At 34.7% G+C, this 24,643-nt stretch carries 29 protein-coding genes, 1 tRNA gene and 1 pseudogene; 9 read left to right on the plus strand and 22 right to left on the minus strand.

Annotated features, from left to right (window positions below; all coding sequences use genetic code 11):
* Window positions 1-184, minus strand: a 184-nt coding sequence (locus tag SFT90_03140) for a hypothetical protein (protein ID MDX1949482.1), incomplete at its 3' end; no start/stop codon positions are given.
* 35 nt (window positions 185-219) lie between these two features.
* On the opposite strand from SFT90_03140, the gene SFT90_03145 reads away from it, so the two are divergent.
* Window positions 220-975, plus strand: coding sequence for a YebC/PmpR family DNA-binding transcriptional regulator (locus SFT90_03145; protein ID MDX1949483.1), 756 nt, complete (start codon window positions 220-222; stop codon window positions 973-975).
* Between the two features lie 179 nt (window positions 976-1,154).
* Here SFT90_03145 and SFT90_03150 read toward each other — a convergent pair whose 3' ends face one another.
* Entirely contained in the window at window positions 1,155-4,043 is a 2,889-nt protein-coding gene (locus tag SFT90_03150; GenBank protein MDX1949484.1) for a hypothetical protein, read from the minus strand.
* A 628-nt stretch (window positions 4,044-4,671) separates the two neighbouring features.
* On the opposite strand from SFT90_03150, the gene SFT90_03155 reads away from it, so the two are divergent.
* A tRNA-Ser gene (locus SFT90_03155) sits at window positions 4,672-4,765 on the plus strand.
* 95 nt (window positions 4,766-4,860) lie between these two features.
* Here SFT90_03155 and SFT90_03160 read toward each other — a convergent pair.
* The gene (locus tag SFT90_03160; protein MDX1949485.1) at window positions 4,861-5,001 is read right to left on the minus strand and encodes a hypothetical protein; all 141 of its coding nucleotides are present in this window, start codon (window positions 4,999-5,001) and stop codon (window positions 4,861-4,863) included.
* A 188-nt stretch (window positions 5,002-5,189) separates the two neighbouring features.
* Window positions 5,190-5,330: a hypothetical protein gene (locus tag SFT90_03165; GenBank protein ID MDX1949486.1), complete on the minus strand. Its 141-nt coding sequence runs from the start codon at window positions 5,328-5,330 to the stop codon at window positions 5,190-5,192.
* Window positions 5,331-5,540: 210 nt separating this feature from the next.
* On the opposite strand from SFT90_03165, the gene SFT90_03170 reads away from it, so the two are divergent.
* From SFT90_03170 to SFT90_03190, 5 genes are read left to right on the plus strand one after another with little or no spacing between them, the layout of a single operon-like run.
* A complete protein-coding gene (locus SFT90_03170) occupies window positions 5,541-6,539 on the plus strand; it encodes a hypothetical protein (protein MDX1949487.1) in 999 nt (332 codons plus the stop codon).
* A 35-nt stretch (window positions 6,540-6,574) separates the two neighbouring features.
* Window positions 6,575-6,832 carry a hypothetical protein gene (locus tag SFT90_03175; protein MDX1949488.1) on the plus strand — a complete coding sequence of 86 codons (258 nt, stop codon included), beginning with the start codon at window positions 6,575-6,577 and terminating at the stop codon, window positions 6,830-6,832.
* A 22-nt stretch (window positions 6,833-6,854) separates the two neighbouring features.
* Window positions 6,855-10,046 carry a hypothetical protein gene (locus SFT90_03180; protein MDX1949489.1) on the plus strand — a complete coding sequence of 1,064 codons (3,192 nt, stop codon included), beginning with the start codon at window positions 6,855-6,857 and terminating at the stop codon, window positions 10,044-10,046.
* 30 nt (window positions 10,047-10,076) lie between these two features.
* The gene (locus tag SFT90_03185) at window positions 10,077-12,203 is read left to right on the plus strand and encodes a hypothetical protein (GenBank protein MDX1949490.1); all 2,127 of its coding nucleotides are present in this window, start codon (window positions 10,077-10,079) and stop codon (window positions 12,201-12,203) included.
* Window positions 12,204-12,219: 16 nt separating this feature from the next.
* Window positions 12,220-13,518 carry a hypothetical protein gene (locus SFT90_03190; GenBank protein MDX1949491.1) on the plus strand — a complete coding sequence of 433 codons (1,299 nt, stop codon included), beginning with the start codon at window positions 12,220-12,222 and terminating at the stop codon, window positions 13,516-13,518.
* A gap of 157 nt (window positions 13,519-13,675) precedes the next feature.
* Here SFT90_03190 and SFT90_03195 read toward each other — a convergent pair whose 3' ends face one another.
* Window positions 13,676-15,109 carry an ATP-binding protein gene (locus SFT90_03195; protein ID MDX1949492.1) on the minus strand — a complete coding sequence of 478 codons (1,434 nt, stop codon included), beginning with the start codon at window positions 15,107-15,109 and terminating at the stop codon, window positions 13,676-13,678.
* A gap of 208 nt (window positions 15,110-15,317) precedes the next feature.
* Here SFT90_03195 and SFT90_03200 point away from each other — a divergent pair, with 208 nt between their 5' ends.
* Window positions 15,318-16,097 carry an ABC transporter permease gene (locus SFT90_03200; protein MDX1949493.1) on the plus strand — a complete coding sequence of 260 codons (780 nt, stop codon included), beginning with the start codon at window positions 15,318-15,320 and terminating at the stop codon, window positions 16,095-16,097.
* Window positions 16,097-17,023 (plus strand): exodeoxyribonuclease III, encoded by a 927-nt coding sequence (locus SFT90_03205; GenBank protein ID MDX1949494.1) that lies wholly within the window; start codon window positions 16,097-16,099, stop codon window positions 17,021-17,023. The genes SFT90_03200 and SFT90_03205 overlap by 1 nt, the downstream gene beginning before the upstream one ends.
* 341 nt (window positions 17,024-17,364) lie before the next feature.
* On the opposite strand, the gene rplO is transcribed toward SFT90_03205, so the two are convergent.
* The 17 genes and pseudogenes from rplO to rplB form a co-directional block, all read right to left on the minus strand.
* The gene (gene rplO / locus SFT90_03210) at window positions 17,365-17,838 is read right to left on the minus strand and encodes a 50S ribosomal protein L15 (protein MDX1949495.1); all 474 of its coding nucleotides are present in this window, start codon (window positions 17,836-17,838) and stop codon (window positions 17,365-17,367) included.
* Between the two features lie 25 nt (window positions 17,839-17,863).
* Entirely contained in the window at window positions 17,864-18,052 is a 189-nt protein-coding gene (rpmD, locus tag SFT90_03215; protein MDX1949496.1) for a 50S ribosomal protein L30, read from the minus strand.
* Window positions 18,053-18,060: 8 nt separating this feature from the next.
* The gene (gene rpsE / locus SFT90_03220; protein ID MDX1949497.1) at window positions 18,061-18,612 is read right to left on the minus strand and encodes a 30S ribosomal protein S5; all 552 of its coding nucleotides are present in this window, start codon (window positions 18,610-18,612) and stop codon (window positions 18,061-18,063) included.
* A gap of 14 nt (window positions 18,613-18,626) precedes the next feature.
* Window positions 18,627-18,986 carry a 50S ribosomal protein L18 gene (gene rplR / locus SFT90_03225; GenBank protein MDX1949498.1) on the minus strand — a complete coding sequence of 120 codons (360 nt, stop codon included), beginning with the start codon at window positions 18,984-18,986 and terminating at the stop codon, window positions 18,627-18,629.
* Window positions 18,987-19,005: 19 nt separating this feature from the next.
* Window positions 19,006-19,551, minus strand: a complete 546-nt coding sequence (gene rplF / locus SFT90_03230; GenBank protein ID MDX1949499.1) for a 50S ribosomal protein L6 — start codon at window positions 19,549-19,551, stop codon at window positions 19,006-19,008.
* Between the two features lie 35 nt (window positions 19,552-19,586).
* Window positions 19,587-19,985, minus strand: a complete 399-nt coding sequence (gene rpsH / locus SFT90_03235; GenBank protein ID MDX1949500.1) for a 30S ribosomal protein S8 — start codon at window positions 19,983-19,985, stop codon at window positions 19,587-19,589.
* Window positions 19,986-20,004: 19 nt separating this feature from the next.
* Window positions 20,005-20,310 (minus strand): 30S ribosomal protein S14, encoded by a 306-nt coding sequence (gene rpsN / locus SFT90_03240; GenBank protein ID MDX1949501.1) that lies wholly within the window; start codon window positions 20,308-20,310, stop codon window positions 20,005-20,007.
* A 9-nt stretch (window positions 20,311-20,319) separates the two neighbouring features.
* Window positions 20,320-20,907 carry a 50S ribosomal protein L5 gene (rplE, locus tag SFT90_03245; protein ID MDX1949502.1) on the minus strand — a complete coding sequence of 196 codons (588 nt, stop codon included), beginning with the start codon at window positions 20,905-20,907 and terminating at the stop codon, window positions 20,320-20,322.
* Between the two features lie 19 nt (window positions 20,908-20,926).
* Window positions 20,927-21,268 carry a 50S ribosomal protein L24 gene (rplX, locus tag SFT90_03250; GenBank protein ID MDX1949503.1) on the minus strand — a complete coding sequence of 114 codons (342 nt, stop codon included), beginning with the start codon at window positions 21,266-21,268 and terminating at the stop codon, window positions 20,927-20,929.
* A 27-nt stretch (window positions 21,269-21,295) separates the two neighbouring features.
* On the minus strand, window positions 21,296-21,667 hold the full coding sequence (gene rplN / locus SFT90_03255) for a 50S ribosomal protein L14 (protein ID MDX1949504.1): 372 nt from the start codon (window positions 21,665-21,667) through the stop codon (window positions 21,296-21,298).
* Between the two features lie 141 nt (window positions 21,668-21,808).
* A pseudogene (gene rpsQ, locus SFT90_03260) lies at window positions 21,809-22,030 on the minus strand (30S ribosomal protein S17).
* Window positions 22,031-22,042: 12 nt separating this feature from the next.
* Window positions 22,043-22,237, minus strand: coding sequence for a 50S ribosomal protein L29 (gene rpmC / locus SFT90_03265; GenBank protein MDX1949505.1), 195 nt, complete (start codon window positions 22,235-22,237; stop codon window positions 22,043-22,045).
* Window positions 22,238-22,258: 21 nt separating this feature from the next.
* Complete coding sequence (rplP, locus tag SFT90_03270) at window positions 22,259-22,669, minus strand: 50S ribosomal protein L16 (protein ID MDX1949506.1); 411 nt, start codon at window positions 22,667-22,669, stop codon at window positions 22,259-22,261.
* Window positions 22,670-22,755: 86 nt separating this feature from the next.
* Window positions 22,756-23,427 carry a 30S ribosomal protein S3 gene (gene rpsC / locus SFT90_03275; protein ID MDX1949507.1) on the minus strand — a complete coding sequence of 224 codons (672 nt, stop codon included), beginning with the start codon at window positions 23,425-23,427 and terminating at the stop codon, window positions 22,756-22,758.
* Window positions 23,428-23,453: 26 nt separating this feature from the next.
* A complete protein-coding gene (gene rplV, locus SFT90_03280) occupies window positions 23,454-23,828 on the minus strand; it encodes a 50S ribosomal protein L22 (GenBank protein MDX1949508.1) in 375 nt (124 codons plus the stop codon).
* A gap of 11 nt (window positions 23,829-23,839) precedes the next feature.
* Window positions 23,840-24,115 (minus strand): 30S ribosomal protein S19, encoded by a 276-nt coding sequence (gene rpsS / locus SFT90_03285; protein MDX1949509.1) that lies wholly within the window; start codon window positions 24,113-24,115, stop codon window positions 23,840-23,842.
* A gap of 24 nt (window positions 24,116-24,139) precedes the next feature.
* A partial coding sequence (rplB, locus tag SFT90_03290; protein ID MDX1949510.1) for a 50S ribosomal protein L2 occupies window positions 24,140-24,643 on the minus strand: 504 nt, incomplete at its 5' end.

Consider the following 24,643-nt stretch of genomic DNA (forward strand, 5'->3'; position numbering starts at 1 on the left):
GAGGTGCTGATTGTTGCTCCTGTGCAGGTGCTTCTTCTAATTTAGTGGGCAGAACTTCTTGTTTTATTGGTTCTTCAACTGAGAAATCAAACATTGAATTATCAATTTTTCTTTCTTCTCTTGTGCAAGAAGTAAGAAAAAAACTAGCAATAAAAAAAGCTGGAATTATAAATTTTTTTAACATAAAAAACTAACAACTAATAACTAACAACTGATTATATGGCAGGGCATTCGCAATTTGCAAATATAAAGCATAGAAAAGGCGCTCAGGATAAAAAAAGGGCTAATCTATTTACAAAATTAGCACGCGAAATTATCGTGGCAGCAAAATCTGGGCTTCCAGAGCCTGATCATAACCCGAGGTTAAGGCTTGCGATTTCCGCAGCAAGGGCAAGATCAATGCCGAAAGATAGAATTGAAGCCGCCATAAAAAAGGCGATCGGCAACCAAGCTGGAGATGATTTTGAATCTATCCGCTATGAAGGTTACGCCGCAGGTGGCGTTGCGATTATCGTTGAGGCACTCTCTGATAACCGCAACAGAACAGCCTCAGATGTTCGTTCTACCTTTTCAAAATTCGGTGGAAACCTTGGGGAAACCGGCAGTGTTTCATTCGGTTTTGAGAAACTAGGCGTTTTCAAATATCCAAAATCTATTGCTGGTGATGAAAAGATTTTTGAAGTTGCGATTGAAGCTGGAGCTGATGACTGCCAAAGTTTTGATGACCATCACGAAATTATCTGTTCCGTTGAAAATTTTGGTGAAGTGCAGAAATTGATTTCCTCTAAACTTGGTGATCCAGAATCTGGAAAATTTGAATGGCGTGCTAAAAATGAGATGGAAGTTGATTTTGAAACCGCCGAAAAAGTTGAAAACCTTATTGATAAACTTGAAGATTTAGACGATGTGCAAGAAGTTTTCTCCAACCATACTTACAGCGATGCAGTGGCAGAAAGGCTTAATGTTAATGGTTGATTGTCTTCGGGAAAACCCCTTCCTCCCGTTTACGAGGGAGGGCTGTGGTGGGGGCATTAATTGCTTGATTGTTGATGGTTTTTGGGAATAGCCCCCCTCCCCGCAACAAGTGCGGGGCAGGCTCTAACCTCCCCCCGTAAACAGGGGGAGGGACTAAAGAGAAAACACCGCATCATTTATTATCTGGCAAACTCTTGAAGTTTTAGCAAATTGTTTCCATTAACTGAGGATATATTTGCATTAGAAGTTGCATTTATATTAACGGCATTAGATAGTTTTCCAACAGCTTTAAGATATGCTTGAGATTGATCGCCTTGGGCTGATAAATCAACGCCTTCGATGGTTTGATTTGCTGTAAATGGGATTAATTCTAGGTTTTCTATATTAACATTATTGTCACCTTTTTTAACTGAAGCTTTGCCATCGGCACCTATAGTTATAGTTGCACCTTCGCCAAGTGCTTTTATTAGTTCAGCAAAAGCTTTCTCTGCTTTTTCGTTATTAGTAGTGGTAGTGGCCTTATACTGCACATTAGCCTCTTGCAGGGCGGAGATAACATCTGCCAATGCAGTTTTTTCTGCTGGATCATTAGTAGATAAGGCATTCAAAAATATTTGAGTTTCTGTATCAACATTTGTTGGTATTGGACTTGCATCTTCCTCAGCAGCTACTCCTCCAGTTATTCCACTTGTTGGACTTGCATCTTCCTCATCAGCTACTCCTCCAGTTATTCCACTTGTTGGACTTGCATCTTCCTCAGAAATCCCTCCAGATAATCCATTTTTTGAGTCTTTTGGATTTTGTAAAGCATCTCTTTCTCTTTTTGCTTTGTTCAAATCATCTATGCCGAAGAAATTGCCATCATTGGCTCTAATAGCTGGTAAAAAAGCTTTTTCAAAGAAATTGCCATTATTTTCATTTCTTCGTTTCATATAATTGTAATCTTCATCACTGAGATATATATCTGCCCCTGGGTAACTAGCTTTTTGACTGCCTTGTATAGTTACCAAATCATATTCCGCATATACATCAGAAGCCCTTTCAACCCTTCTATGTGCAGAATTTTGAAGTCTATCAACATATCTGTTAAACCTGCTCATATCTCTTGGCAAAATAAAGCGATTTGGTAGTGATGAAGGATCTCTATTTGAATTGCTACTCTCAAAATGTTCGTGAATAGTTCTGCATAAATATTTTATATCCTTAGCTTGCTGAGGAGGGAATTTTCTATCAATATACCTAAGCATACTTTGTTCTGTGGAGCCAACTTCATCAGTAAATAAATTCCTCATTATATTGCAGGCTTCATCTAAATCCCTCAAATGTTCTGCGTAAGTTTTTCTGCCCGCTGGGGTTGGATTGTTATTTATTACTGGAGGAGGGGGGGCATCTTCAAGACTGGCACCACCACTAACTGAAGCTTTACTACCACCACCACTACCAGCATCTTTTGAGGTTTGTCCTTTAGTGACATCAACAGGGGCTTTTATTTCCTCGGTCGTAAGATTTTTCATCGCAACATTGATAGGTTCTAACCTAAATAATTCAGGCAAGATACCTTGTGTATTACCGGTTGTCATTAAACCATTATATCGGGCAAATTCATTTATGGACATCTCAACTCTTTTACCATTAACATCAAACTCAATTGGTTTACCTTTAATTATATTCCAGATTTTAGTTAGGTTTTCATTGTTTTCTGAATCTCCTGAAAGCGTTCCTTTAGTAAATAAATTTACTGCGGCCTTTCCATTTATATCTGCAATTACAATATCAGTATTTCCATCAGAATTTTTAATAGTAACGCCTATTAATGCTTGGGCGAGCCCTGTTGCGATTTCTTTTGAAACTTCTGGCGTATAAAAACTCTCTTTTATCTTGTAAGAAGTATTATTATCACTATAATCCACATCATATCTAACAACCTCAAGAACTTTAGCCTTCTGCAAAATAGCATTTTTTCTTAATTCTTGATAATGTTCTGGGCTTGTAAGATCTAAGTTAGTATATATATCTTTTAAATTAGCATCAGCTAAAACGCCAGCTACTTGAAGAAGAGGTTTTGCTTGATCACTATTTAACTTAAAGCCTAAATCGCTTAGTTTTACTTTTTTTAAGACTTTTTCATAGTTTGTACTAGTGCCAGTATAAACATCAACTTCCATATTACCAAATTCTTTATTTAGTGCTTCAAGGAATTTCTCTGGTGTTTCACTATCTGCAATTAAATTTTGAATTTTCTCTGGCGTGATTGTTTTTATTTTTTCTTGAAGAGCACCTTGAAGTTCGGTTTTACCTGCATCAGAAGTATAATATTCAATGGTAGATTTTTTATCTTTTTCATTTTCGTTGTTTTTATTAGGGAAAAACTCAGTTAAATCAAATTTGAAGATATTGCTTAAAATTTGTAAAATCGCTCCCCAAATATTTGTATTGTTATCGCCTTGAAAATCATAAAAAGTTGGAGGGGAATCTGCGAACGAAAGTGAATAATTTTTTAGAATACCGGCAAAAGTTGCTTTTTTTAAGGCTTCTTGTTCTTCTGGGGTATCACTTCCATCAAAATAGGCGGGAGTAAACCCCCAGTTTAGTGTAGTACTAGTGCCATCACTGCCACTGACACTAGCAGGCAGGGTGTTATTAGTAATTGCAAGTGGTTTACCATCACCGAAGGGTTTAAATTTATCTTTAGAATCATCAGAATCTGTTTGAATTTCAAGTTCTTTAAGTTCTTTATAAAAGGCCCCTCTAAACTTAGTTAAATCTCCATCTGCCTTACTCATCAAGTAAGCAATATATTCCTCTCCAAAAAAATAATTTATTAGATAAGCATTACTTGAGTATTGAATATTTTTTTCTACATCAGAATTAGTATTTTTTATTAACAAATCTCTAGTTATATTCGGATAAGCCTGCGTTAAAACTGAGGGTTTGTTTTCATCAGCTGGAAATATTGCCTCTTTGATGGCATTCACTTCTGCCATTATTGCATCAAACTCCGCCTTGCCATAAGCTGGAGTTGCGGTTTGCAATTGCTGTTGAAGTGAAATCTGTGTTAAAAAATTCATAAAATAAATTTTTTGTTATTAATTTGTTATTTTTATAATTGTCACCCCGCATTTATTGCGGGGTAAACCAAAAACAGGCTCTAAACTTATGTTTGTAAACACTTTTAACCATTAACCCCTCAATAAATGCGGGGTAACAATAGGAGGTTATAGCACTAATTACCTCAGTCTACCTAAGGGAAGTGGATTTATTATGTATCCATCTTCCATTTTCTAACTTTCACCACTATAACATATAATAGTTAAAAAATCGTAAACAAATTTCATAAAATTTTAGGTATTGTTAGGTATAGATAGATATAAGTTCCTTAACCACAATTTTCACCCCGCATTTATTACGGGGTTAACTAGAACAAATTTTCTCACTTCATACCCGCGGAAGCGGGTATCCATTGTCATATAGATTCCCGCTGGAGTTTACCCCGTGCTTGACACGGGGCGGGAATGAAAAATGATGTGGTTGCATAAATTAAGTTCTTTAACCCCGCAATAAATGCGGGGAGGCACTAAAGAGAAAAAACTACAGAAATTAATTAAAATCTAAACTTACCTAACAACGCCAAATTTTATATATTAAAAATAGTTTACTCAGCTAATTTTTAGCTTATAACACACTAGAACGTTATCCGGAGCGTTGGCCGAGAGGCTGAAGGCGGCGGTTTGCTAAACCGTTATACGATTGTAAAGTCGTATCGGGGGTTCGAATCCCCCACGCTCCGCCATTTTACAGCTTAAAACTCACTCTCCAATGGGGTGTTAGCCCTGAAAGCCGCAATGATACTGGGGTTTTCGCGGGGGTGGTACTGAACCTCTCGTGCTAGAAACAGCTCCTTTCTCTCTCCATATGCCCGTTTTTCTCCAAAGCCCTGAACCTATCGCAAATTAGTTCAGAGGTTGGAATACCAGTAAAATCAATACTTTGATTGTTTTGTAAAAAGCTCACGAGTTTGAAAAGCATAATGCTACTCTTTTGAGATTCGAACTTTTGCACTTTGTTCAGAGCTTAAGCTTCCGCTACCTTAACCTCTCTCCTTATTAACTTGATAGCTCTCCAAACCTAAGCATCACCTAAAACCTTTCCAACTGCGCCAACCTGATATTATTAGCACGTCATATGCCCGATATAATTCACATTTTTTTGAATTATCAGGACGCAAAGACATCTGGAACGCCTATGAGAAGCAGATTGGTGTGAAGGAAAATAATAATCCCAACAAAGAAATTGATGGTTAAACCAAAAGTTGATTTTTTCTCAACCGCCCTTAAAAAACCACTTCCCTCAGCCATTATACAGAATCAATACAAGCCACTTTTTAGTATCCATTCTGCAACCAATCAAATTTCCTATAGCCAAAATATTATTTTTATCGTACAATTACCATTACATATCAGATGGTTACAAAAAATATAAAAAATTTGAAATAAATTCAAAATTCTTTACGATTTGTTAACTATTTTAGAGTATAATGAGGGTTAATAACTAACAAGGAGAATTGTATGAGTGGAGATAACACAATAATGGATGTCATACCTGGTGTATCAGGAACAGTTAAAGTGGCTCAAAAACTTGGCGATGGTGATATAGGGGGTGCAGTGATGACTTTTGTTCAAGAGACAACAGAAGTTGCAGATAAAGTAGCGCCAGTTCTTCCAGCTGCTAGGGTAGTATCTGCTATTGGTCATGGGATTAAAGCAACTTCTAATTTGTCGGATGGTAATGTTGGCGCTGCTGTTCAAGAAGGTATTGCCGTTGTTGCAAAAGGACAAAAGGGAGCTGGTTTGACAGGATTAGAAGCGGAAGCTAATTTAGCTAATGTAGCCAAAGATGGAGGTTCTTCTGTAAAAAATAATTCGGTTGATCAAGGTTTGGCTAAAGCAGTTGATGGTTTAAATGAAGCTCATATTAGCGAATTAAATATGGAAGCCGCTCACCATAATGCTTGGAAGGCCTCAGTTTCTTCTGGTGGAGCTGGCACTGGAACTAACCATGGTGCTGATGTAGCTTCTCACACTGGTGATGAACATCCCGAAAATATTGTAACTGCTGGAGTTACTGTAGATGACCATATGCAAAATTTGGGTAATACCGCCGCAGGAAAAGAGTGTAAAAATACTGGTAAAAATTTAACTCAAGAACAGGAACCTGCTAAACCAATTCAATTCCAAAGTAATAAGCAAAAACAAACATTCGCAGTTAAATATTTTCAAACCTGTGGAAAAATGGCTTCTCAAGTATCTATGGGGTTATTGAAAGAGAATAACAAGCTAGTTCAAGGTATGGCCGGTTTAGCTGTAGCATGGCAGGCAGTTAGCACTTTGGAGGCTCTTATGGAAGGTAAAGCTTCCTTAATGGGCGTTGCACAGCAGGGAATGCAATTTTATATGATGGCAAACCCAGAAGCTGCTCAAAAATACATGGCACCTATGATGGCTATGAATATGGTTGGTGGTGGTATGAGTGGTGGCGCATCAGTTGAGGCTGGGGTAACAAGATAATAAATTAAACAATGTTTACACAAGGGCATAAATCTATGGTTGAAAAAATTATATCCGAAAGGGGTGCAAGGCTGGAGTTTCTGTCTCTTCAGAATGAAGAAGGCAAAGATATTTATGTTTATCTATTGCTAAAAGAATCTGATTACCCATCCTTCAAAGCAGCTGCTGAAAGTGGATTTATTGATATTGAAAAACATGGTGTAATTTTTATGGCTGGTGAGGGAAAGGAACCCCCAGCTGAAGTCAAAAATGTTCTAAAAGACTTTTTTGGCGATAAATGGACAGGAAATTAATAGGAATTTATAGGAGATATATATGGTAGGAGTTACATTTGCAGCCGCAGGATTTGCTGCTTCAATATCAAACCTTTACAAAGTTTTTAAGAAGCAGCTAGAAATTATATCAGATGATGATACTGGTAATTCTCCAGCTATTAGGGCGATGAAAGATGGCTTAAAGGATAGGATCAATAACAACCTTTCAAGATATCAAATAAAAAGAATCGATGTGCAGGATGTCACTAGAGAATCTTCAGGCTATTTAAGTATAATGGCTTTGGCTGATGGTGATAAAGATAAAGCTGCCGTTTTGTTAAAAAAAATGGGTGCAGATGAAACTCAAATTAAAAAGTTTTTAAGCGATAGAACAACCTACAGAGAGCATTTTGAAGCTCTTGGCATTACAAATCCACAAACTATTGAAGGGATATTAACAAGAGTTGATTTGGGTGATGAAAAAATTGAAGGCTACTTAAGGAGTATAAATTTATCAGGAGGAGAAGAATCTATAAAGAAAGTGCTTGATGTAATTAGGCAGAAGCAACAGCCAGAAGTAAATGCAAATTTAAACTTATTAGATACTCTTGATAATAAAACCGCAAGGTTATTTAAAGATGCATTTATTGATAACGTTTTTGCTGATCCATCAGAATATTTATTAAAAAGATCCGCTTTTTTTGAAGCCATAAAAGATGACCATAGCCTTAGGGCGATGGCAGAAAGGGTTCAATTAAATAACCTACAAAAGAGCGATTTTGATGATCTTCAAGAAGCTATTAGAGATATCAGGTTACTAACAACTTCTTATGCAAAAACTAACCTTCTAGAGTCTTTCATTGGCGTGGATAAAATTTTAAGAAGAGTGAGAGGCGAGGAATTTGATAATGAATCTGTTCTTTCTGAAATGAGAGGCTTACACGCAGGTCCAGCTGCCAAAGATAAAACATTTTTTAGTTCACTAATGCCTCCTAGAGATTCTGCCTTTGAAAAAGAGGTTATAGAACAATTAAAAATTGAAATGCCGGATGTAAACCCTAAAGAGGTCATGAATTTCTTTAGAAAAATGAAAGATGCGGAATTGGCAAATTTTTTAAGAGATCATAACTCTATTACTGGTAAATTGTGGGGGAGAATGGTTACCGCATCATATTATAATGGTTTGGGTGGTGCCGATGTTCCAGAGTTACAAGCTCAAACTGGTATTTTTAAGGCAAACTCTGATAAAAGGCTCAATCTAGAGCTAACATACATGGCTAAGTCATGGGATGACAATTCAAGAATCATACCCATTATACATGAAGAGCCTAATTTTAGCGATCATGGAACTGGTTTTGCTTTACCAACAAGAAGTTGCAGAACTATCAGGGAGGAGATTTCTGACCCACTTGTTAGGACAAAATATAAAAATGATTATAGTTATACATTTGATTTTAATCCAGATGATTCAGATTCCAAACCTTCGGTAAAAGATTTAATGATGGTTCTTAGATTTTCAGTGATGAGGCCATGGATGGAGAATGATAATCAATCTAGGGAGTTTTCTGGAAGTACAGGAAGAGCCTGCAATATTTGGGAGTTTGAATACACATTAGGAATGAACGATTATGAATCATTGAGGCCTCTAAAAGAAGGTAGGTTAGTTGGTTCAAGCGTAGAGACAAAGTTGGAGTTAGGAAGTCCAGATGAGTTTGTTGTTGTTAACTCTTTAGTTGCTAAAAAGGTATATCTTCAACATACAACCATAGAGCCTCATACAAGACCTATGGTAAAAATTTTACATGAATTTGATCCTGCTTATCAAAGGTCAGATAAATTTAATCGCAGGAAAGCTGGTCATAATCCAATACAAGATCCTAATCATGAGTTTTTGATAAATGATCCAAGAGAAATAATACATCTTAGAGATGTAGCTAATTTTATTGATAATAATAGGGGGGGTCGTCAACAAACGGAAACATTGGGTGCAATGGGTACTATTTTAAGCATTCCAAATTTTATTAACAGAATTCAGGATTCTCCTTTAATCGAAAAAGTTAAAGACTCTGGTGTTAAAATTAGTAGAAATTTAGCAGTAGGTGCCTTACTTGCAGGTACTGCCCTTGCGGCACCAGCCGTTGCAATAGGCTTACTTGCTCACAAGCTTATTAGAAAAAATGGCTCTGGATGTTTAGAGCATATTTTAGCTGGTGTTGTTTTATATGGTGGAAATCAGGTTGCAAGATCCTTCCAAGAGCCGTTTGAGGTTATTGGTAAAGATGATCCTAGATTCGCAAGAGTTCATCAAATGTCTATAGAAGAAGCAAGAAAATATAACATTGATCGAGGTAATGCACCAAGTGGCTTTAGTGCAGGTTATTCTAATTCTTTAAGATTAGTTGAGGGAAATGACACGATGTATGTTATTCCTACAGTTTCTAATATATGTCACATTTTAACCGGTGAAAATAATATTTTTGGCTCTAGTACATTAGGTGATTTGACGGTTTTACCTACTGAGGGTTCTTTAGTAAGTGGTTATAAAGTTGGTAAGGATAGGGTAATAACTGAGGTTAATTTAGCACCAGGGGCAGAAATAAGTATAATTCAATCTGGTAACATTAAAAAAGGTGAGGAATTACCTAAGCCAATCTTTCTTCACAGGGCTGATGGCACGAGTGAATTATCTTCTGGTAATAACAACCCATCAACCACTGCACCATCTAGTGTTACCCCCGCAGCAACCTCTGCTGTAGATCCATCTAAATTATCTAGAACCTTAGTTGATGGTGCATTCTATGTATATACTGATGGTGGGAATGCCTCCCTTATTTCATCAAATGCAAGAAATACATTTGATGATGCTACAGATATTCAAGAATATTCTCTTAAACCAAATGCAAGTGTTCAGGTGGGTAATATAATCATTTCTTCAGGTGATAAGGAAGTTAATTTTGAATTTTCTAATCCTGTAAAAAGTGAAATGAACCTTGATGGTAATACCGATAGAATAAATATTGGTACAAATCAAAAATTTAAAATAAATGGAAAAGAGTATAATACCTCTGATTTAGAATTGCTTTACGATATTAGCTATAATGTTAAACCTGAATCTAATAGTAGAGGAATGCTTGGAGATCTAAAAGATTTTAGAGAGGGTAATGGTGTAATTTCATCAATTCCTGCTAATTTAATTGAGCAAATAAAAACCAACCCCGCTACTTTAAGGCTAAATGTTCAAGCGTTAGGTTAACAAAAATATATATAATACATAGGAGATTATATGATACAAAATAAAATAAAATTTCTTCTAAGTAGTAATTTCTATGCAGGGGAGGATTTTGAGCTGGGTCAAAAAATGGGGCTTTTTCAGGTTGTTGATCGTAATAAAGATGGAAAAGATGATAAAACACAGTGGCTAACAGATAATGGCACAACCCATTATTTAACAGGAGAAACCCAAGATCAATTCAAAGCTAGAAGATTAGCAGAAAAGAAAGCAGAAGCAGAAGCAAAACAAAAACAAGGAGGCGGAGGAAATGCTGGTGGCACTGGAACAGGAGGTAGTGGCTTTTTAACTGGTGGTACTCAAGAAGAAGATAAGGACTTTTTTGAATGGATGTCCGAAGGTTCTGCTGGTGAAAATTTAAGAAAAAAATATTGGGGTTTATCTGCGGAAGAGAAGAGAAAAATTAAAGAAGCTTATACTCAGGGTAGAAGTGCTGAAGCAGCATTTAAAAATGCGGAGGCAGCTGTAATAACCGCTCAAGGAGATAGGGCTCTTAAAGATGCTCAAGCTGCAGTTGTAGATGATGAGTTAAAAGTAAAAGAAAAAGATGCTCAAACTCAAGCAAGAAAAGTTGAGGTTGATAGACTTAATGCTTTAACGGACTTTGACAAAGCTGAGCTTCAAGCCAGATATGGTTTAGCTCAAGAATCTTATAAACAAAATGCTACAGAAGCATTAAAAGATCGTGAAACACAAGAAAAGATAAGGGATGCCAACCTTCAAAAAGCTAATGATCCAACTCAGGAAAGACCGAAAGAACAGATGTTTAGAATGGTTTTGGAGGATTTACCTCATGAACTACTTCCTACAAAAATATATGACATTAAAACAGAAGTTGGCACTTTTCCGATGCCTTCTATCCAATATTCTTCTGTGGATTTCTCAGTATATATGTTTGAAAGGGAATCAGAAAAAATGCAGTATTTTTCTGAATTTGCTTATTATTATATTCCACAAGATTTACACAGGCTTGATAGTTTTCAAGACGGGAAGAGGTTACTTAATGTTGATCTAACCGAGCTAAGTAATAAAAACCAAGATGTTGATCTTTCAGATGCTAATAATCCAAAAATAAATAAGCCTCGTAGGGTTTTTGCAAAAAGAAATGGTGATGATCCAGAAAAGATTGAATATTTTTTCTTTCTTGATGAGGAAGGAAAAGAGCATAAATTATCTCCAGAACAAAGGTCAGATGTATATTGTAAAGGTGATTTGATAACTCATCCAAAATTAGGAAATGGAGATTCACTTGATAACTACATGGTTCAAGCCGATGAAGCCAATAAATTATGGTTTCATGGCTCTTTACCTAAAAAAGCTCAAGAAAAATTCGATGTGTTAGCTTGCATACTTCCTGATCCATTTATGAGAAGGTCAATTTCAGATATGCTTGCTAATATAGCTAATATGTCATTCTTTGAAATATTAATTGCCGCAATAACAATTGCAATAAATGTCTCAACGGGTTGCTTAGATAGAAATACTGATTTTCAGGCAATTATCAAAGAGGTAAATGAAAATCCAAAAACTTTCTCAAATTTACTTTCTCAACTTGAAGGTATTCCTGAGGCTAAAACTTTGCTAGAACAAATAATGGCTGATCCTGAATTGATGAAAAGCAGAAAAATGAATTCTGTTGAATTTTTAGAAATGAAAGCAAAAATATATCAAGGCTACCTTAACCAGAATGGTGTAACTCCTGCAGTTGCTATATCTCAAGCAGATGATATGTTCAATAAAATTATTTCAAAATTCAATCCAGACACTGATGCATTAAAAGCGTTTAACCAATATATAGTAAGTGATGGTAAGTTAAGTAAAGAAGAAGCTCGTTCTTTACAAGAGCATTTAGCAGACGAAGGTATTACAGCTACCCAACTATTAACCAGCTTATCAGCTACACTGACAACTGTCAACCCTTCTACCCTTAATGCAAATGCTACCGATTTTGCTAGCATATTAAGAAATTTTGCTAATCTTGATGGTGACTTAAAATCAAAAGCTAATGAAGAACCGACTAAAGATAAAAACGGAAGAATAATTGAAGTTAAAGATAAAGATTACTCAACCTACAAAATTACCACTATTAAAACTAGTGTTGAAAATGTATTATCACATTAAAAACTAAATCTATTTTATGTCTGGTAAACTACCATATAAGTCAAAGCAGATACTAAAAGCTTCAGAGCAAGAGTTAAAAGATTTGTATGATGAAATAAAAACTGAGGTTGCAGAAGATGGAATTGATTTAGATCAAATCGTTCAATCTTGTTCAAATGAGATTGATTTAACTAATGGTGGCGTTTTTCCATCTGATATAAATGTTAATCAAGCAAAACTCTCAGAGTTGCTAAGAAATACTAGCGGTTATGCTTATAGCTTTGTTGATGGTTTTAGCTCAAAAGATAAAAATTATGAGGCTATTGGTTCTAGGCCTGCCTCAATTGGCTACGTTCCATCTCTTAAATCGCCAGAATACCAAAACTCATTATTTGTAAAATCTTATAATGAAGCAAAGCTATACAACCTACTTATAAAACTACAAAATACTGATGATTCTTTGCTTACAACTGATGAACAACTAATAAAAATTAAGTTGTTTACCGAAACTGATATGGGGAATGAGTTTATCGATAAATTTAATACACATATTCAAAAAATTGTAAGCGTCTTAGACAAAGAAAATGTTTTAAATAATATAGTTAATTACCTTAAAAAAGAAGGGATAACTCAAGAAAATATTTTTGAAGCCATTGAAAAATTTCAAGGAATTTCTCTCTATAATGGTCTTTATAAAAATGGATTTGAGAATACATCTGTTCATAATTTACTAACACGAAATCAGCAAGATTCTCTCTTCTCAAATATTTCAAATGGTTTACTTCAGGATTTAGAGGAGCGTTTATTAAAAGATGATTCTTTTTATCCATCAGTTGTAGGTAATGCTTTTGGAAGAATTTATGATTATGTTGGCTTTTATAGTGATTTAGAAGCTTTACCAGATGACAAAAGAAAAAAAGCCATAGAGGCTAATAGAATGGTAAAAATTGGGGATTTTGAAGAGCAAAAGTCAACTTTAGAATATGTTTTTGATTTTTTTGAAGAAGGAAAAATTGGTGTTAACGAGAGAAATATTGAATTAACTAGCAAACTTTCTCAAGCCAATTCTGATATGAAAGAAATTATTAAAAGCTTAAAAAAATCGTTGCGAGATGGTATTTTAGAAAAAGATGAAGTTGAAAGTTTGCTAAAACTTGATCAAGGACTCTCAGATGTAATGATTACGCATATTGAATGCCAACTCAAAGATGGCACAATAAAAAATCTCACACCAAAAGAAGTTAAAGAGCAGCAAGAAAATATCGGGGAATTCAAAAGGCTATTTGTTTGGAATGAGGGTAAAAATGGAACTAAGGCACAAACTTTGGCATTATAAATATTGCTTAATCGCACCATTTCCCACCAATTTAATTTTACAATTACCTTTATATACCAACAAGTTACAGGTGGTTAGTAGTTCATATTTACCGACCCTGCTCACCGCCATTGATGATGGGTGGTGTTTTTGCTATTTATCAGTATCTTAGGTGTTTTCAAACTCCGAAGAAAATGCTAAAATTACTACCTTTACCTTGCACGCTTTCAATATGCAAGTGAGCGTTGTGGTTATTTATTATATTCTTTGCAATTGCAAGACCAAGGCCACTACCACCAATTTTTCTTGATCTAGCTTTATCAATCCTAAAAAATCTCTCAGTTAGCCTTGGAATATATTGCTCGGCAATCCCTTCACCGCTATCTATAACGCTAACGCAAAGCAATTTTGCATTTTCCTCAAATTTATCAAATTTATAATTTTCATTATTAGTCAGGAAAATTTTTAAGATAATTTCTCCATTTTCTGAATTATATTTAATGGCGTTGCTGATGAGGTTATCCGCTACTTGCATAAGCTCATCTCTATTTCCGATAATTTGTGGAATATCATTTGCAAATTCTTTTTGAACTGAGATTTTTTTATCATCAATTTGGTGCTTAAGGCTTTTTAGGGTTTCATTTATAATTTCAGGAAAATTAATAATATCTTTCTTTTCAGAATTACTATTCGTTTCAATCACAGAAAGGGTTAGTAAATCAGCAATAAGTTTTTTCATACGCTCAGCTTGGCTTTTCATAACTTCAAGAAAGTTTTTTTGATCGGCGTTAAGATTTTCATCATTTTCAATGGTTTCGATAAAGCCGCTAATGCTTGTAAGCGGTGTTTTTAGCTCGTGACTTGCGTTTGCGACGAAATCTTTTAGCATTTTTTGGGTTTTCTTTTCAATTGTAATATCTTGAAGAATAATCAAAATTGAAATGCCAGTAGGCGAGTTTTCAGGAAACTTTTCAAACCTAGCGATAAAAAACTTCTCTGGATTATCCAAATTATAACTAATTATTTTTTGCTGATTATTTTTTCTGATTTGCTCTATGCTATTTTGGATAATTTCATCAGATAAAATTTTTGCAATAATTCTGCTTGCGGAAGCACCGAAAATCGTTCTAGCACTAAGGTTATAATCAATCAGTTGGTTTTTATCATTCACCATTATTAAAATATCTGGAATGGAATTTATCAGAATTTTATCTTCATCAATTAGGGCGTTCAAATAATTTTGTTTTGCGAGCCATGATTTATTAAGTTTTTCAATCGCAACTGAAAGCTCCTGCAGATTATTTATAAAAGAAAGGGCAGGTTTTTTGGGGTTTTTATCAATCGTTAAATCTTCCACATATTTAATTAATTCCTTGAGGTCAACCGCGTAAGGGTGAATAAATATTAAAGACATTCCAAATATCGCAAGGTAAATAAAAGTGGCCTGCTGATAAGAAATATAATTATTGATAAGAAAAAGAATAATAATTAGGGCAGGGGCGGAAGAAAATATTAAACCAATTTTTATATGGTTTTTGAAGGGGATTCGTTTTTCCCTATCAAAAAATAAATTATCTAAAATTGATTTTACAATATTCTGATTTTGCGACATAAGCTAATTTTGAAATGTTTTTATTATAATTCTTTGTTTTATGTCACCCCGCATTTATTGCGGGGTTAATGGTTGAAATTGTTTATAAAGCTAGGTTTTGAGCTTGTCTTATAGTTAACCCCGCAATAAATGCGAGGTGACAATTTTTGGTTAAACTTAAAATTTTATAACTATTTATAATAATAATATAAAATAAATCACAATAAATATGAATTTATACGGCACATATGTTCTTTATGTAAAAGAGGTTAAGCGTTTTTTGAGCGTGTATAATCAAACAATTATTGCACCACTTGTGAACTCCTTACTTTTGCTCACAATATTCTCACTGGCGATTGGGGGCAGGGTAGGGGAGGTTGAGGGGATTCCCTTCAAGCAATTTATTATCCCCGGTTTAATAATGATGACAATTATTCAAAATGCTTTTGCAAACACCTCCTCAATGCTTACTTTTGGAAAGGTTTTAGGCACTATTATTGATTTACTTCTTCCGCCACTTTCTCCAAAAGAAGTTACTATCGCAATGACACTCGGAGGTGTTACAAGGGGCATTTTCTCAGGTCTTGCGGTGGTTTTGGCGGTGATTATTTTATCTTTTTTTGATGAAACTATAAAAATCTCAGTCCATAATTGGTCTTTGATGATTTTTTATATTTTCTTTTCATCACTTTTGCTTTCACTTTTTGGTATGCTCGCTGGGATTTTCTGCGATACATTTGACAAAATGTCTTTTTACACAAATTTTATAATCACGCCGCTTTCATTTTTATCTGGAACATTTTATTCAATAAAAAACCTGCCGGAATTCTGGCAGAAATTCAATCATTTCAACCCATTTTTCTATATGATTGATGGTTTTAGATATTCACTAACTGGTCATAATGATTTTCCAATTTATCACGGCATTATTATGTTATTGATTTGCAATTTGATATTATATTTTGTCGTTTATACTTTAATCAAGAAAGGCGTGAGGATTAAGAGTTAATGAAAATTACAACTTGGAACATAAATTCTATAAAAGCTCGGTTGCCGAATTTGCTGGAATTTTTGCAGGCAGAAAAGCCAGATGTCCTTCTTTTGCAGGAATTAAAATGCGTTGAAGAGGCTTTTCCTTTCCAAGAAATTTCCGATTTGGGATATAACTCAGCGGTTTTTGGGCAGAAAACCTATAATGGCGTTGCAATTCTCTCAAAATATAAAATTGAAGAATTTTTCAAAGGCTTGCCGAATGCAAAATTTTCTCATCAAATTTCTGAAAAATCTGAAGCTAAAATAGAAGGCAAGAAAAAGCCAAATTTTGATTTATTTGATTCTTCACCACAAATCTTCTCTGATGATTTTTTTGAAAGTAACTCTTTTGCAGAAAAAGATAAAAATATTGAGATTCAAGATGCGAGATATATTGAGGCGGTTATTTCAGTGAATGGTAAAGTTTTTCGTATTGCTTCAGTTTATGTTCCAAATGGAATGGATATTAGCTCCTCAAAATTCACTTATAAAAAAGAGTTTTTTGAAGCCTTAAATGAGCATCTTTCTAACATTAGAAACTTAGATGAACATATTGTAATTGCAGGTGATTTTAATGTGGCTATGAAAAATATTGATGTTTTTGATGCAAAATCATTAGAGGGTGGAATTTGTTTTAACATTGAGGAAAAAGTTAGATTTTCAAAAATATTAAATTCTGGCTATTTTGATTTATTTAGAGAGTTAAACCCAGAGAAGTCAGATTTTTCTTGGTGGGATTATCGAGGTAATTCTTGGGGGTTTAATAAAGGTATGCGAATTGATTATATTCTCGCTAACGCAAAAGCCGCTGATTTGTGCAATAATTGTGTTATAAATTCCGAATATCGCGGTAAAGAAAAAGCCTCTGATCACGCCCCCGTAACTGCTGTTTTTGAATTATAAAAATTTGATTTATTTTCTCTTTTTAGAAAGAAAGCCCATATTTTACTCTGCAATGTCACCCCGCATTTATTGCGGGGTTAACCATAAAACAAGCTCAAAATTTAGATTTAGAAGCACTTTTATAGTATTTAAAAAATTTATTTACAACAAAACCCTTCTCCCTTCTATAACAGGGAGAGGGAGATATATGATTAAATTTTTTGAAATGCTATAACAATTAACCTTGACAAGCTAGTGTTGACAATTAGCGGTTAGGGGGCTTAAATCTATAATACCTAACGATGCAAGCGTTAGTTGTTAAGTCAAAAACAAGCTAGGTTACAACAAGTTGTATGGAATACTTAAGCTGAAAGTAGGGTAATTTTTCCACCAGATTTTTCAACTGCTTGCTTTGCTGATTCTGAAGCCTTGCAAACTGAGATTTCAATTTTAGATTTCAATTCACCACTTCCAAGAAGTTTAATGCCAGTTAATCTATTTTTGGTTAGACCAGCAGTTTTTAGGGATTCAGCATTAATTCCATTCGCTTGAAGTTTGCCTTCATCAATTGCGTTTTGGATATCAGAAAGATTTACAACTTCGTAATCTTTACGGCTGAAATTATTAAACCCCCTCTTAGGAAGCCTTCTATGAATAGGTGTTTGACCGCCTTCAAAGCCTTTAATTGCAACGCCAGATCTTGCAGTTTGACCTTTACCACCTCTGCCACAAGTTTTACCTTTGCCAGAGCCTATGCCTCTACCAACACGCATTCTCTTTTTAGTTGCACCTTTATTAGGTTTGATGTCATTTAATATGTTTAATGCAGTCGTCATAAATTCTTATCGTTAACAATTAATATTATCCTTCAATAATTTGAACAAGATGAGGCAATTTTCTAATCATTCCTCTAACTTCTGGAGTATCCAAAAGTTCTCTTTCTTGATATAATTTTTTCAAACCAAGCCCACGCAAGATTTGCTCTTGCTTGTAATGTCTACCGATATAGCTTCCAATTTGCTTAATTTTAATTTTCTTAGTAGCTGTCATAAAAATAATTATTCAGATTCTTTTTTAATTTTTTCGCCAACCTTAATTTCTCTTTGGCTAACAATCTCATTAACTTTTTTACCTCTGCGAGCAGCGGTAGATTTAGGAGATTGGAACATTTGTAATGCCTTAAATACGCTCGCTACCATGTTATATGGGTTAGATGAACCTGTAGATTTTGCTACTACATCTTTAACGCCAAGTGCTTCAAACACTGCACGAAGTGGGCCACCAGCAATAATTCCAGTTCCTGGAACTGCTGAGCGAACGATAATTTTACCAGCACCAGCTTCACTTCTAATATCGTGGTGAACGGTTCTTCCTTCTCTTAAAGGAACTCTAATCATATTCTTTTTAGCAGCTTGCGTTGCTTTTCTTTTTGCATCAGCAACTTCTTTCGCTTTACCTTTTCCAAAGCCAACTTTACCTTTACCATCACCGACTACAACTAATGCAGAAAAACCAAATCTACGACCACCTTTTACAACTTTTGTAGTTCTGTTAATAGCAACTAATTTATCTATTACCTGATTTTCTTCTCTTTCAACTTGTGCGTTCATAATTATTTATAGTATTAAAATTTCAAACCAGCTTCTCTTGCTGAATCAGCTAGAGCTTTAATTCTGCCGTGATAAGCATTTCCACCTCTATCAAAAACAACTTCAGAAACTTTTTTCTCAGTTGCTCTTTTTGCTATTAGAGCGCCAACTTGTTTTGCTGCCTCAGTGTTAGAAGTAACTTTTAACTTGCCCTTAATTTCCTTATCAATGGTTGATGCAGAAGCTATAGTAACTCCATTAACATCATCAATAATTTGAGCATGAATATTCTTGTTAGAACGGAAAACTGAAAGCCTAGGCTTGCCGTTAGAAACCGCTCTAATTTTCTTTCTAACTCTATTAGAAATCCTATTTTTTTTCAAAATGTTAGTCATAAAACTTAAAGTTATTTACCTATTTCTTTTTACCTTCTTTAGATCTCACATATTCACCAGAATATCTTATACCTTTTCCTTTATAAGGTTCAGGCTTTTTGAGTGATCTAATTTCTGCCGCAACTTGACCAACTAATCTTCTATCAATTCCAGATATAGAAATCTCTGTTGGTTTAGGGGTTTTAATTTCAACGCCTTCTGGCACTTTATAGTCAATATCATGGCTAAAGCCAAGATTTAATTTAACAACTTTACCTTGAGAAGCAGCCTTGAAACCAACACCTTGAATTTCAAGGTTAATAGTGTATCCTGCTGTAACACCTTTAATCATATTGTTAAGTAAAGCACGAGATAAACCCCATTTGGCCTTAACTTTATTATCCCCTTTTCTGCTATCATTAGCAGGTTTGAAAGAAACTTTATCGCCTTCAACGCTTGCTAAAATCTCATCAGGAATTAAATAAGTTAGAGTGCCTTTCGGACCTTTAACATCAATTTTTTGACCAGATAACTTAACTTCAACACCTTTTGTTATTGTAACTGGGTTATTTCCAACTCTTGACATAAACTAATATATTTTTTGGTTCAAAACCAATTAAATTAAAATACTTCACAAACTATTTCACCACCAATATTAAGCTTTCTCGCTTCATAGTCAGACATAACGCCTTTAGAAGTAGAAAGAACCTTAACACCAAGACCACTAAAAGATTTGCCTAGTGATTTAATAGCTGAATAAGCTCTTAAACCAGGCGTTGAAACCCTTTTAATTTTCTTAATAACTGGCTGACCTTGATAATATTTAAGTTTAACATTGATAAACTTAACATTCTTTCTTTCCTCAACTTCTTCAAAAGAATCAATAAAGCCTTCATTTTGAAGAACTGATAAAACATTTTTGTTCAATTTATTTGAACGAACTGTAACGCCTGCAAGTTTAGCTCTTTGACCATTATTCAAAGTAGCTATCATATCAGATGTTAAATCATTAATTGCCATAAATTCTCCTAATTTCTAATTACCAGCTAGATTTAATAACGCCCGGAACTTGGCCAATAGAAGATAATTCTCTTAATACATTTCTACAAATTCCAAATTTTCTAAAATATCCACGAGGTTTACCAGTAACTTCGCATCTATTTCTAATTCTGTTTTTTGCACTATTTTTAGGCAAGCGAGATAATTTAACAACCGCATCAAAGCGAGCTTCTGGAGTTGTTTCCTTATTCATCACTATTTCTTTTAATTTTGCCCTTCTGCCAGCGAATTGTTTAGATAGACGCTGTCTTTTAAGGTTTCTTTCTACTGCACTTTTTTTAGCCATAAAAAATAATTAATTATAAAATGGCATATTGAATGCCTGCAGAAGTGCTTTGCCTTCTTCAGCATTTTTAGCCGTTGTTACTATTGTAATATCCATACCTCTGATTTGATCAACTTTATCAAAATTAACTTCAGGGAATATAATTTGTTCTTTAATTCCAAAGCTGATATTGCCTTTTCCATCAAAGTTTTTAGTTGATAAACCCTTAAAATCACGAATTCTTGGAAGGGCAATGTTAATTAGCCTATCTAGGAATTCATACATTTTTTTGCCACGTAGTGTAACTTTAGTTCCAATTGGCATACCTTGTCTTAAACGCCAAGTTGCAATTGATTTTCTTGATTTCGTGATAACTGGTTTTTGACCTGCAATAGCAGTCAAATCAGCAACCGCATTATCAATAACTTTAGAATCCCTAAGAACTTCACCAACACCCATATTTAATGAGATTTTAGTAAGTTTAGGAACTTGCATAGGGTTAGTATAGCCATATTGCTTAACTAAACTAGCTATGATAGTATTTTTATACTCAGTATAAAGGCGAGCCTCAGTGCTGCTTGCTGTAGTATTTTGTTTTTTTGTAGTAGCTTTAGCCATAATCATTAATATTCAAAAATTAACCTATAACCTCACCTGACTTTTTGGCAAATCTAACTTTTTTGCCATCTTCAAGTTTTTTGTATCCAATTTTAGATGCAGAGCCAGACTTAGGATCAACCACAGCAACATTAGAAATATGGATAGATAATTCTTTCTCAACAATGCCACCAGCTGAAATTGCACTTGGTTTAGTGTGCTTTTTAGCGATGTTTGCACCGGAAACGATAACTCTATCATTATCTTTGATAACTCTTAAAATTTCGCCTTCTTTGCCCTTGTCTTTGCCAGTGATAATTTTAACTTTATCACCCTTTTTAACGCGAAATTTTTTTTCAAATTTTGTAAGTTCTTTAGCCATAAATAATTAAGTAAATCTTATAATCTATTATAATACCTCTGGTGCAAGTGAGATAATTTTTGCAAATTCTTCTCTACCTCTAAGCTCCCTAGTAACTGGCCCGAATACACGAGTTCCAATTAAATCATTTTTCTTATCAACTAAAACTGCGGCATTTGTATCAAACCTTATAGCAGTTCCATCATTTCTTTTAGTTTCTTTTTTAGTTCTAACTACAACCGCCCTTTGAACGCTACCTTTTTTAACCTTACCGCGAGGGGCAGCATCTTGAACAGATACAACAATAATATCACCAACTCTAGCATATCTCTTTTTAGAGCTTCCTAAAACTTTGATGCACTTTACAGACTTAGCACCGCTATTATCTGCAACTTGTAAAACTGTTTCTTGTATTATCATAAAATTTCAAAATTTGGAGGTTGCTAATATGAAATTTAGCTTCCTCAGTCAAGTAAATAATTAGTTTTTAACAATCTTTTTCTTAGCAACTGGCTTTTTCTCGGCCTTTTGCGGAGTATTATTTTTATTAGCAGAATCGTAGATAACTTCCCAAGTTTTAGTTTTTGAGAAAGGCTTAGATTCAACTATAGAAACAACATCGCCCTCTTTGAATTGTTCTTTTTCATCGTGAGCGTGATATTTCTTAGATTTAGTAATAATTTTTGAATAAAGAGGGTGTCTAACCTTTCTGTCAACTTTAACGGTAACAGTCTTATCCATTTTATCACTAACAACAACACCTGTTAAAATTCTTTTTGGCATAATATAAATATTTTAAGCTACATTTTTAGTAGAGTTAATGTAAGTTTTAACTCTAGCAATTACCTTTTTAACTTGAGAAAACCTGTTAGTTTTATCAAGTTCACCAGTTGATTTTCTAATTCTAAGATTGAAAAGCTCTTTCTTAGAATCAGCGATGATTTTATTTAACTCATCAACTGATTTACCTTTTAGTTCTTGGTATTTCATAAAATTCCTTAATAACAAAAATTAAACAATTCTTTTTACAAATTTAGTTTTGATAGGAAGTTTTGCTGCTGCTCTTTCAAAAGCACCTCTAGCAGTTGCTTCATCAACCCCACCTAACTCAAACATAATAACGCCCGGTTTAACCCTAGCTGCCCAAAACTCAACTGGGCCTTTACCTTTACCTTGGCGAACTTCCAAAGGCTTTTTAGAAACTGGAAGGCTAGGGAAGATTCTAATCCATAGCTTACCTGTTCTTTTCATATATCTAGAAATCGTTCTTCTCGCAGATTCAATCTGACGAGCAGTAATTCTCTCAGGTTGAAGGGCTTTTAAGCCGAAATCGCCAAAGCTAATTTCAAACCCACCTTTTGCTTCGCCGTGAATTCTGCCTTTGAAGGCTTTTCTAAACTTAGTTTGTTTTGGCATCATCATAAAAAATATCTCCTTTCCTAGGGACTAGGGGTTAGAGGCTAGGATTTAGGGATTTCCCTAGAACCTAGCCTCTAGAACCTAATACCTTATTTAACTCCTAAAATTCTTTTTTCGTGAGCATATGGGTCATGAGCTAAAATCTCACCTTTATAAACCCAAACTTTAACTCCCAAAACACCATAAGTAGTATGAGCTTCAGCAGTTGCGAAATCAACATCAGCACGAAGTGTGTGTAGAGGAACCCTACCTTCTCTATACCACTCAGTTCTTGCAATCTCAGAGCCATTTAGACGACCTGAAATATTAACTCTTATACCTTGTGCACCCATTCTAATTGCAGATTGCATAGCACGCTTCATCGCTTTTTTGTAAGAAACCCTTCTTTCAAGCTGTTGAGCAATACCTTGGCCAATAATATTAGCATCAATCTCAGGTTTACGAATTTCAACTATGTTAATGCTTACTTCATCTTTGGTAAATTTAGCTAAATCCTTCTTAATAGTTTCAATATCAGCACCTTTTTTACCAATTATAACACCAGGTTTTGCAGTATAGATTGATATACGAACTTTATTCGCAGAACGCTCAACTAAAACTTTACTTATTGCAGCCTCTTTGAGTTTTTTCTCAATAAATTCTTTGATTTTAATATCTTCTTGGAATTTTCTTCTGTAATCAGTTTTCGCAGAAAACCAACGAGAGTCCCAAGTGCGATTAACGCCAACTCTAAAAACTACTGGATTTACCTTTTGTCCCATAAGCTAATTTAATTTATAATTTTTAATTATTCTGCACCTTCTTCCAAAACAATAGTTATATTGCTGAAAGGTTTTTCAATTCTAGAAGAACGACCTCTAGCACGAGCAGCAAATCTTTTCATAACTATTCCTTTGCCAACCAAAACTTCTTTAACAAATAATCTGTCAATATCAAGATTGTGATTATTTTCAGCATTAGCAATCGCTGATTTAAGTAATTCCTTTACTGGCTTTGCAACTGCTTTCCTTGAGAAAGTAAGCTGTTGTAATGCGTTTCCTGCACTTGCACCCCTAATTAAACCTGCAACGAGTGCAACTTTTCTTGGAGAGCATCTTAACGAACGCAAAGTAGCAAATGCTTGATTTGGTGCGTATTTTCTATTTGTTTTAGCTTTACTCATATAATTTTATACTATTTGGACTCAGCTTTTTTATCAGCTCCACCATGAGCATGAAAAGTTCTAGTGGGAGCAAATTCACCTAATTTATGACCAACCATTTCTTCCTTGATAACAACAGGAACATGTGTTTTGCCATTATAAATACCAAAAGTTAGACCAACAAAATCAGGAATGATTGTTGAAGATCTAGCCCAAGTTTTAATAACTTTGTGTGTGCCTTGTGCAGCAATAGCCTTCTTAAGAAGTGATTTTGCTACAAAAGGGCCTTTCCATACTGATCTTGGCATATTAAATTACCTTCTCATTAAAAATTATTTACGCTTTTTTCTTCTTTCAACGATAAACTTGTTAGATGCCTTTTTACGAGATCTAGTTTTACCGCCTTTAGCTGGTTTACCCCAAGGAGAAACTGGGTGTCTACCACCTGAAGTTCTACCTTCACCACCACCGAGTGGGTGATCAACTGGGTTCATTACAACACCTCTATTGTGAGGCCTTCTACCAAGCCATCTGCTTCTTCCAGCTTTGCCAGAAGATTGGTTTTGATGGTCTGGGTTAGAAACTGCACCAACAGTTGCCATACATTCAGATGGAACTTTTCTAATTTCACCTGATTGAAGTTTTAGTAATGCGTAACCTGAATCTTTACCTGTTAATTGAACATATGTTCCAGCTGATCTTGCAATCTGACCACCTTTGCCAGCTTTAAGCTCAACATTATGTAAAATAGTTCCAACTGGAATATTTTTAAGCTTTAAGCAATTACCTGGCTTAATATCTGTAGCTTCACCAGAAATCACAACATCACCAGCTTG

The organism is Rickettsiales bacterium, from assembly GCA_033762595.1.
Lineage (GTDB): Bacteria > Pseudomonadota > Alphaproteobacteria > Rickettsiales > UBA8987 > JANPLD01.

Coding starts and splice junctions, on each gene's coding strand:
- SFT90_03145 (MDX1949483.1), top strand. CDS start 220: ATGGCAGGGCATTCGCAATTTGCAAATATAAAGCATAGAAAAGGCGCT.
- SFT90_03150 (MDX1949484.1), bottom strand. CDS start 4,043: ATGAATTTTTTAACACAGATTTCACTTCAACAGCAATTGCAAACCGCA.
- SFT90_03160 (MDX1949485.1), bottom strand. CDS start 5,001: ATGCTTTTCAAACTCGTGAGCTTTTTACAAAACAATCAAAGTATTGAT.
- SFT90_03165 (MDX1949486.1), bottom strand. CDS start 5,330: ATGGCTGAGGGAAGTGGTTTTTTAAGGGCGGTTGAGAAAAAATCAACT.
- SFT90_03170 (MDX1949487.1), top strand. CDS start 5,541: ATGAGTGGAGATAACACAATAATGGATGTCATACCTGGTGTATCAGGA.
- SFT90_03175 (MDX1949488.1), top strand. CDS start 6,575: ATGGTTGAAAAAATTATATCCGAAAGGGGTGCAAGGCTGGAGTTTCTG.
- SFT90_03180 (MDX1949489.1), top strand. CDS start 6,855: ATGGTAGGAGTTACATTTGCAGCCGCAGGATTTGCTGCTTCAATATCA.
- SFT90_03185 (MDX1949490.1), top strand. CDS start 10,077: ATGATACAAAATAAAATAAAATTTCTTCTAAGTAGTAATTTCTATGCA.
- SFT90_03190 (MDX1949491.1), top strand. CDS start 12,220: ATGTCTGGTAAACTACCATATAAGTCAAAGCAGATACTAAAAGCTTCA.
- SFT90_03195 (MDX1949492.1), bottom strand. CDS start 15,109: ATGTCGCAAAATCAGAATATTGTAAAATCAATTTTAGATAATTTATTT.
- SFT90_03200 (MDX1949493.1), top strand. CDS start 15,318: ATGAATTTATACGGCACATATGTTCTTTATGTAAAAGAGGTTAAGCGT.
- SFT90_03205 (MDX1949494.1), top strand. CDS start 16,097: ATGAAAATTACAACTTGGAACATAAATTCTATAAAAGCTCGGTTGCCG.
- rplO (MDX1949495.1), bottom strand. CDS start 17,838: ATGACGACTGCATTAAACATATTAAATGACATCAAACCTAATAAAGGT.
- rpmD (MDX1949496.1), bottom strand. CDS start 18,052: ATGACAGCTACTAAGAAAATTAAAATTAAGCAAATTGGAAGCTATATC.
- rpsE (MDX1949497.1), bottom strand. CDS start 18,612: ATGAACGCACAAGTTGAAAGAGAAGAAAATCAGGTAATAGATAAATTA.
- rplR (MDX1949498.1), bottom strand. CDS start 18,986: ATGACTAACATTTTGAAAAAAAATAGGATTTCTAATAGAGTTAGAAAG.
- rplF (MDX1949499.1), bottom strand. CDS start 19,551: ATGTCAAGAGTTGGAAATAACCCAGTTACAATAACAAAAGGTGTTGAA.
- rpsH (MDX1949500.1), bottom strand. CDS start 19,985: ATGGCAATTAATGATTTAACATCTGATATGATAGCTACTTTGAATAAT.
- rpsN (MDX1949501.1), bottom strand. CDS start 20,310: ATGGCTAAAAAAAGTGCAGTAGAAAGAAACCTTAAAAGACAGCGTCTA.
- rplE (MDX1949502.1), bottom strand. CDS start 20,907: ATGGCTAAAGCTACTACAAAAAAACAAAATACTACAGCAAGCAGCACT.
- rplX (MDX1949503.1), bottom strand. CDS start 21,268: ATGGCTAAAGAACTTACAAAATTTGAAAAAAAATTTCGCGTTAAAAAG.
- rplN (MDX1949504.1), bottom strand. CDS start 21,667: ATGATAATACAAGAAACAGTTTTACAAGTTGCAGATAATAGCGGTGCT.
- rpmC (MDX1949505.1), bottom strand. CDS start 22,237: ATGAAATACCAAGAACTAAAAGGTAAATCAGTTGATGAGTTAAATAAA.
- rplP (MDX1949506.1), bottom strand. CDS start 22,669: ATGATGATGCCAAAACAAACTAAGTTTAGAAAAGCCTTCAAAGGCAGA.
- rpsC (MDX1949507.1), bottom strand. CDS start 23,427: ATGGGACAAAAGGTAAATCCAGTAGTTTTTAGAGTTGGCGTTAATCGC.
- rplV (MDX1949508.1), bottom strand. CDS start 23,828: ATGAGTAAAGCTAAAACAAATAGAAAATACGCACCAAATCAAGCATTT.
- rpsS (MDX1949509.1), bottom strand. CDS start 24,115: ATGCCAAGATCAGTATGGAAAGGCCCTTTTGTAGCAAAATCACTTCTT.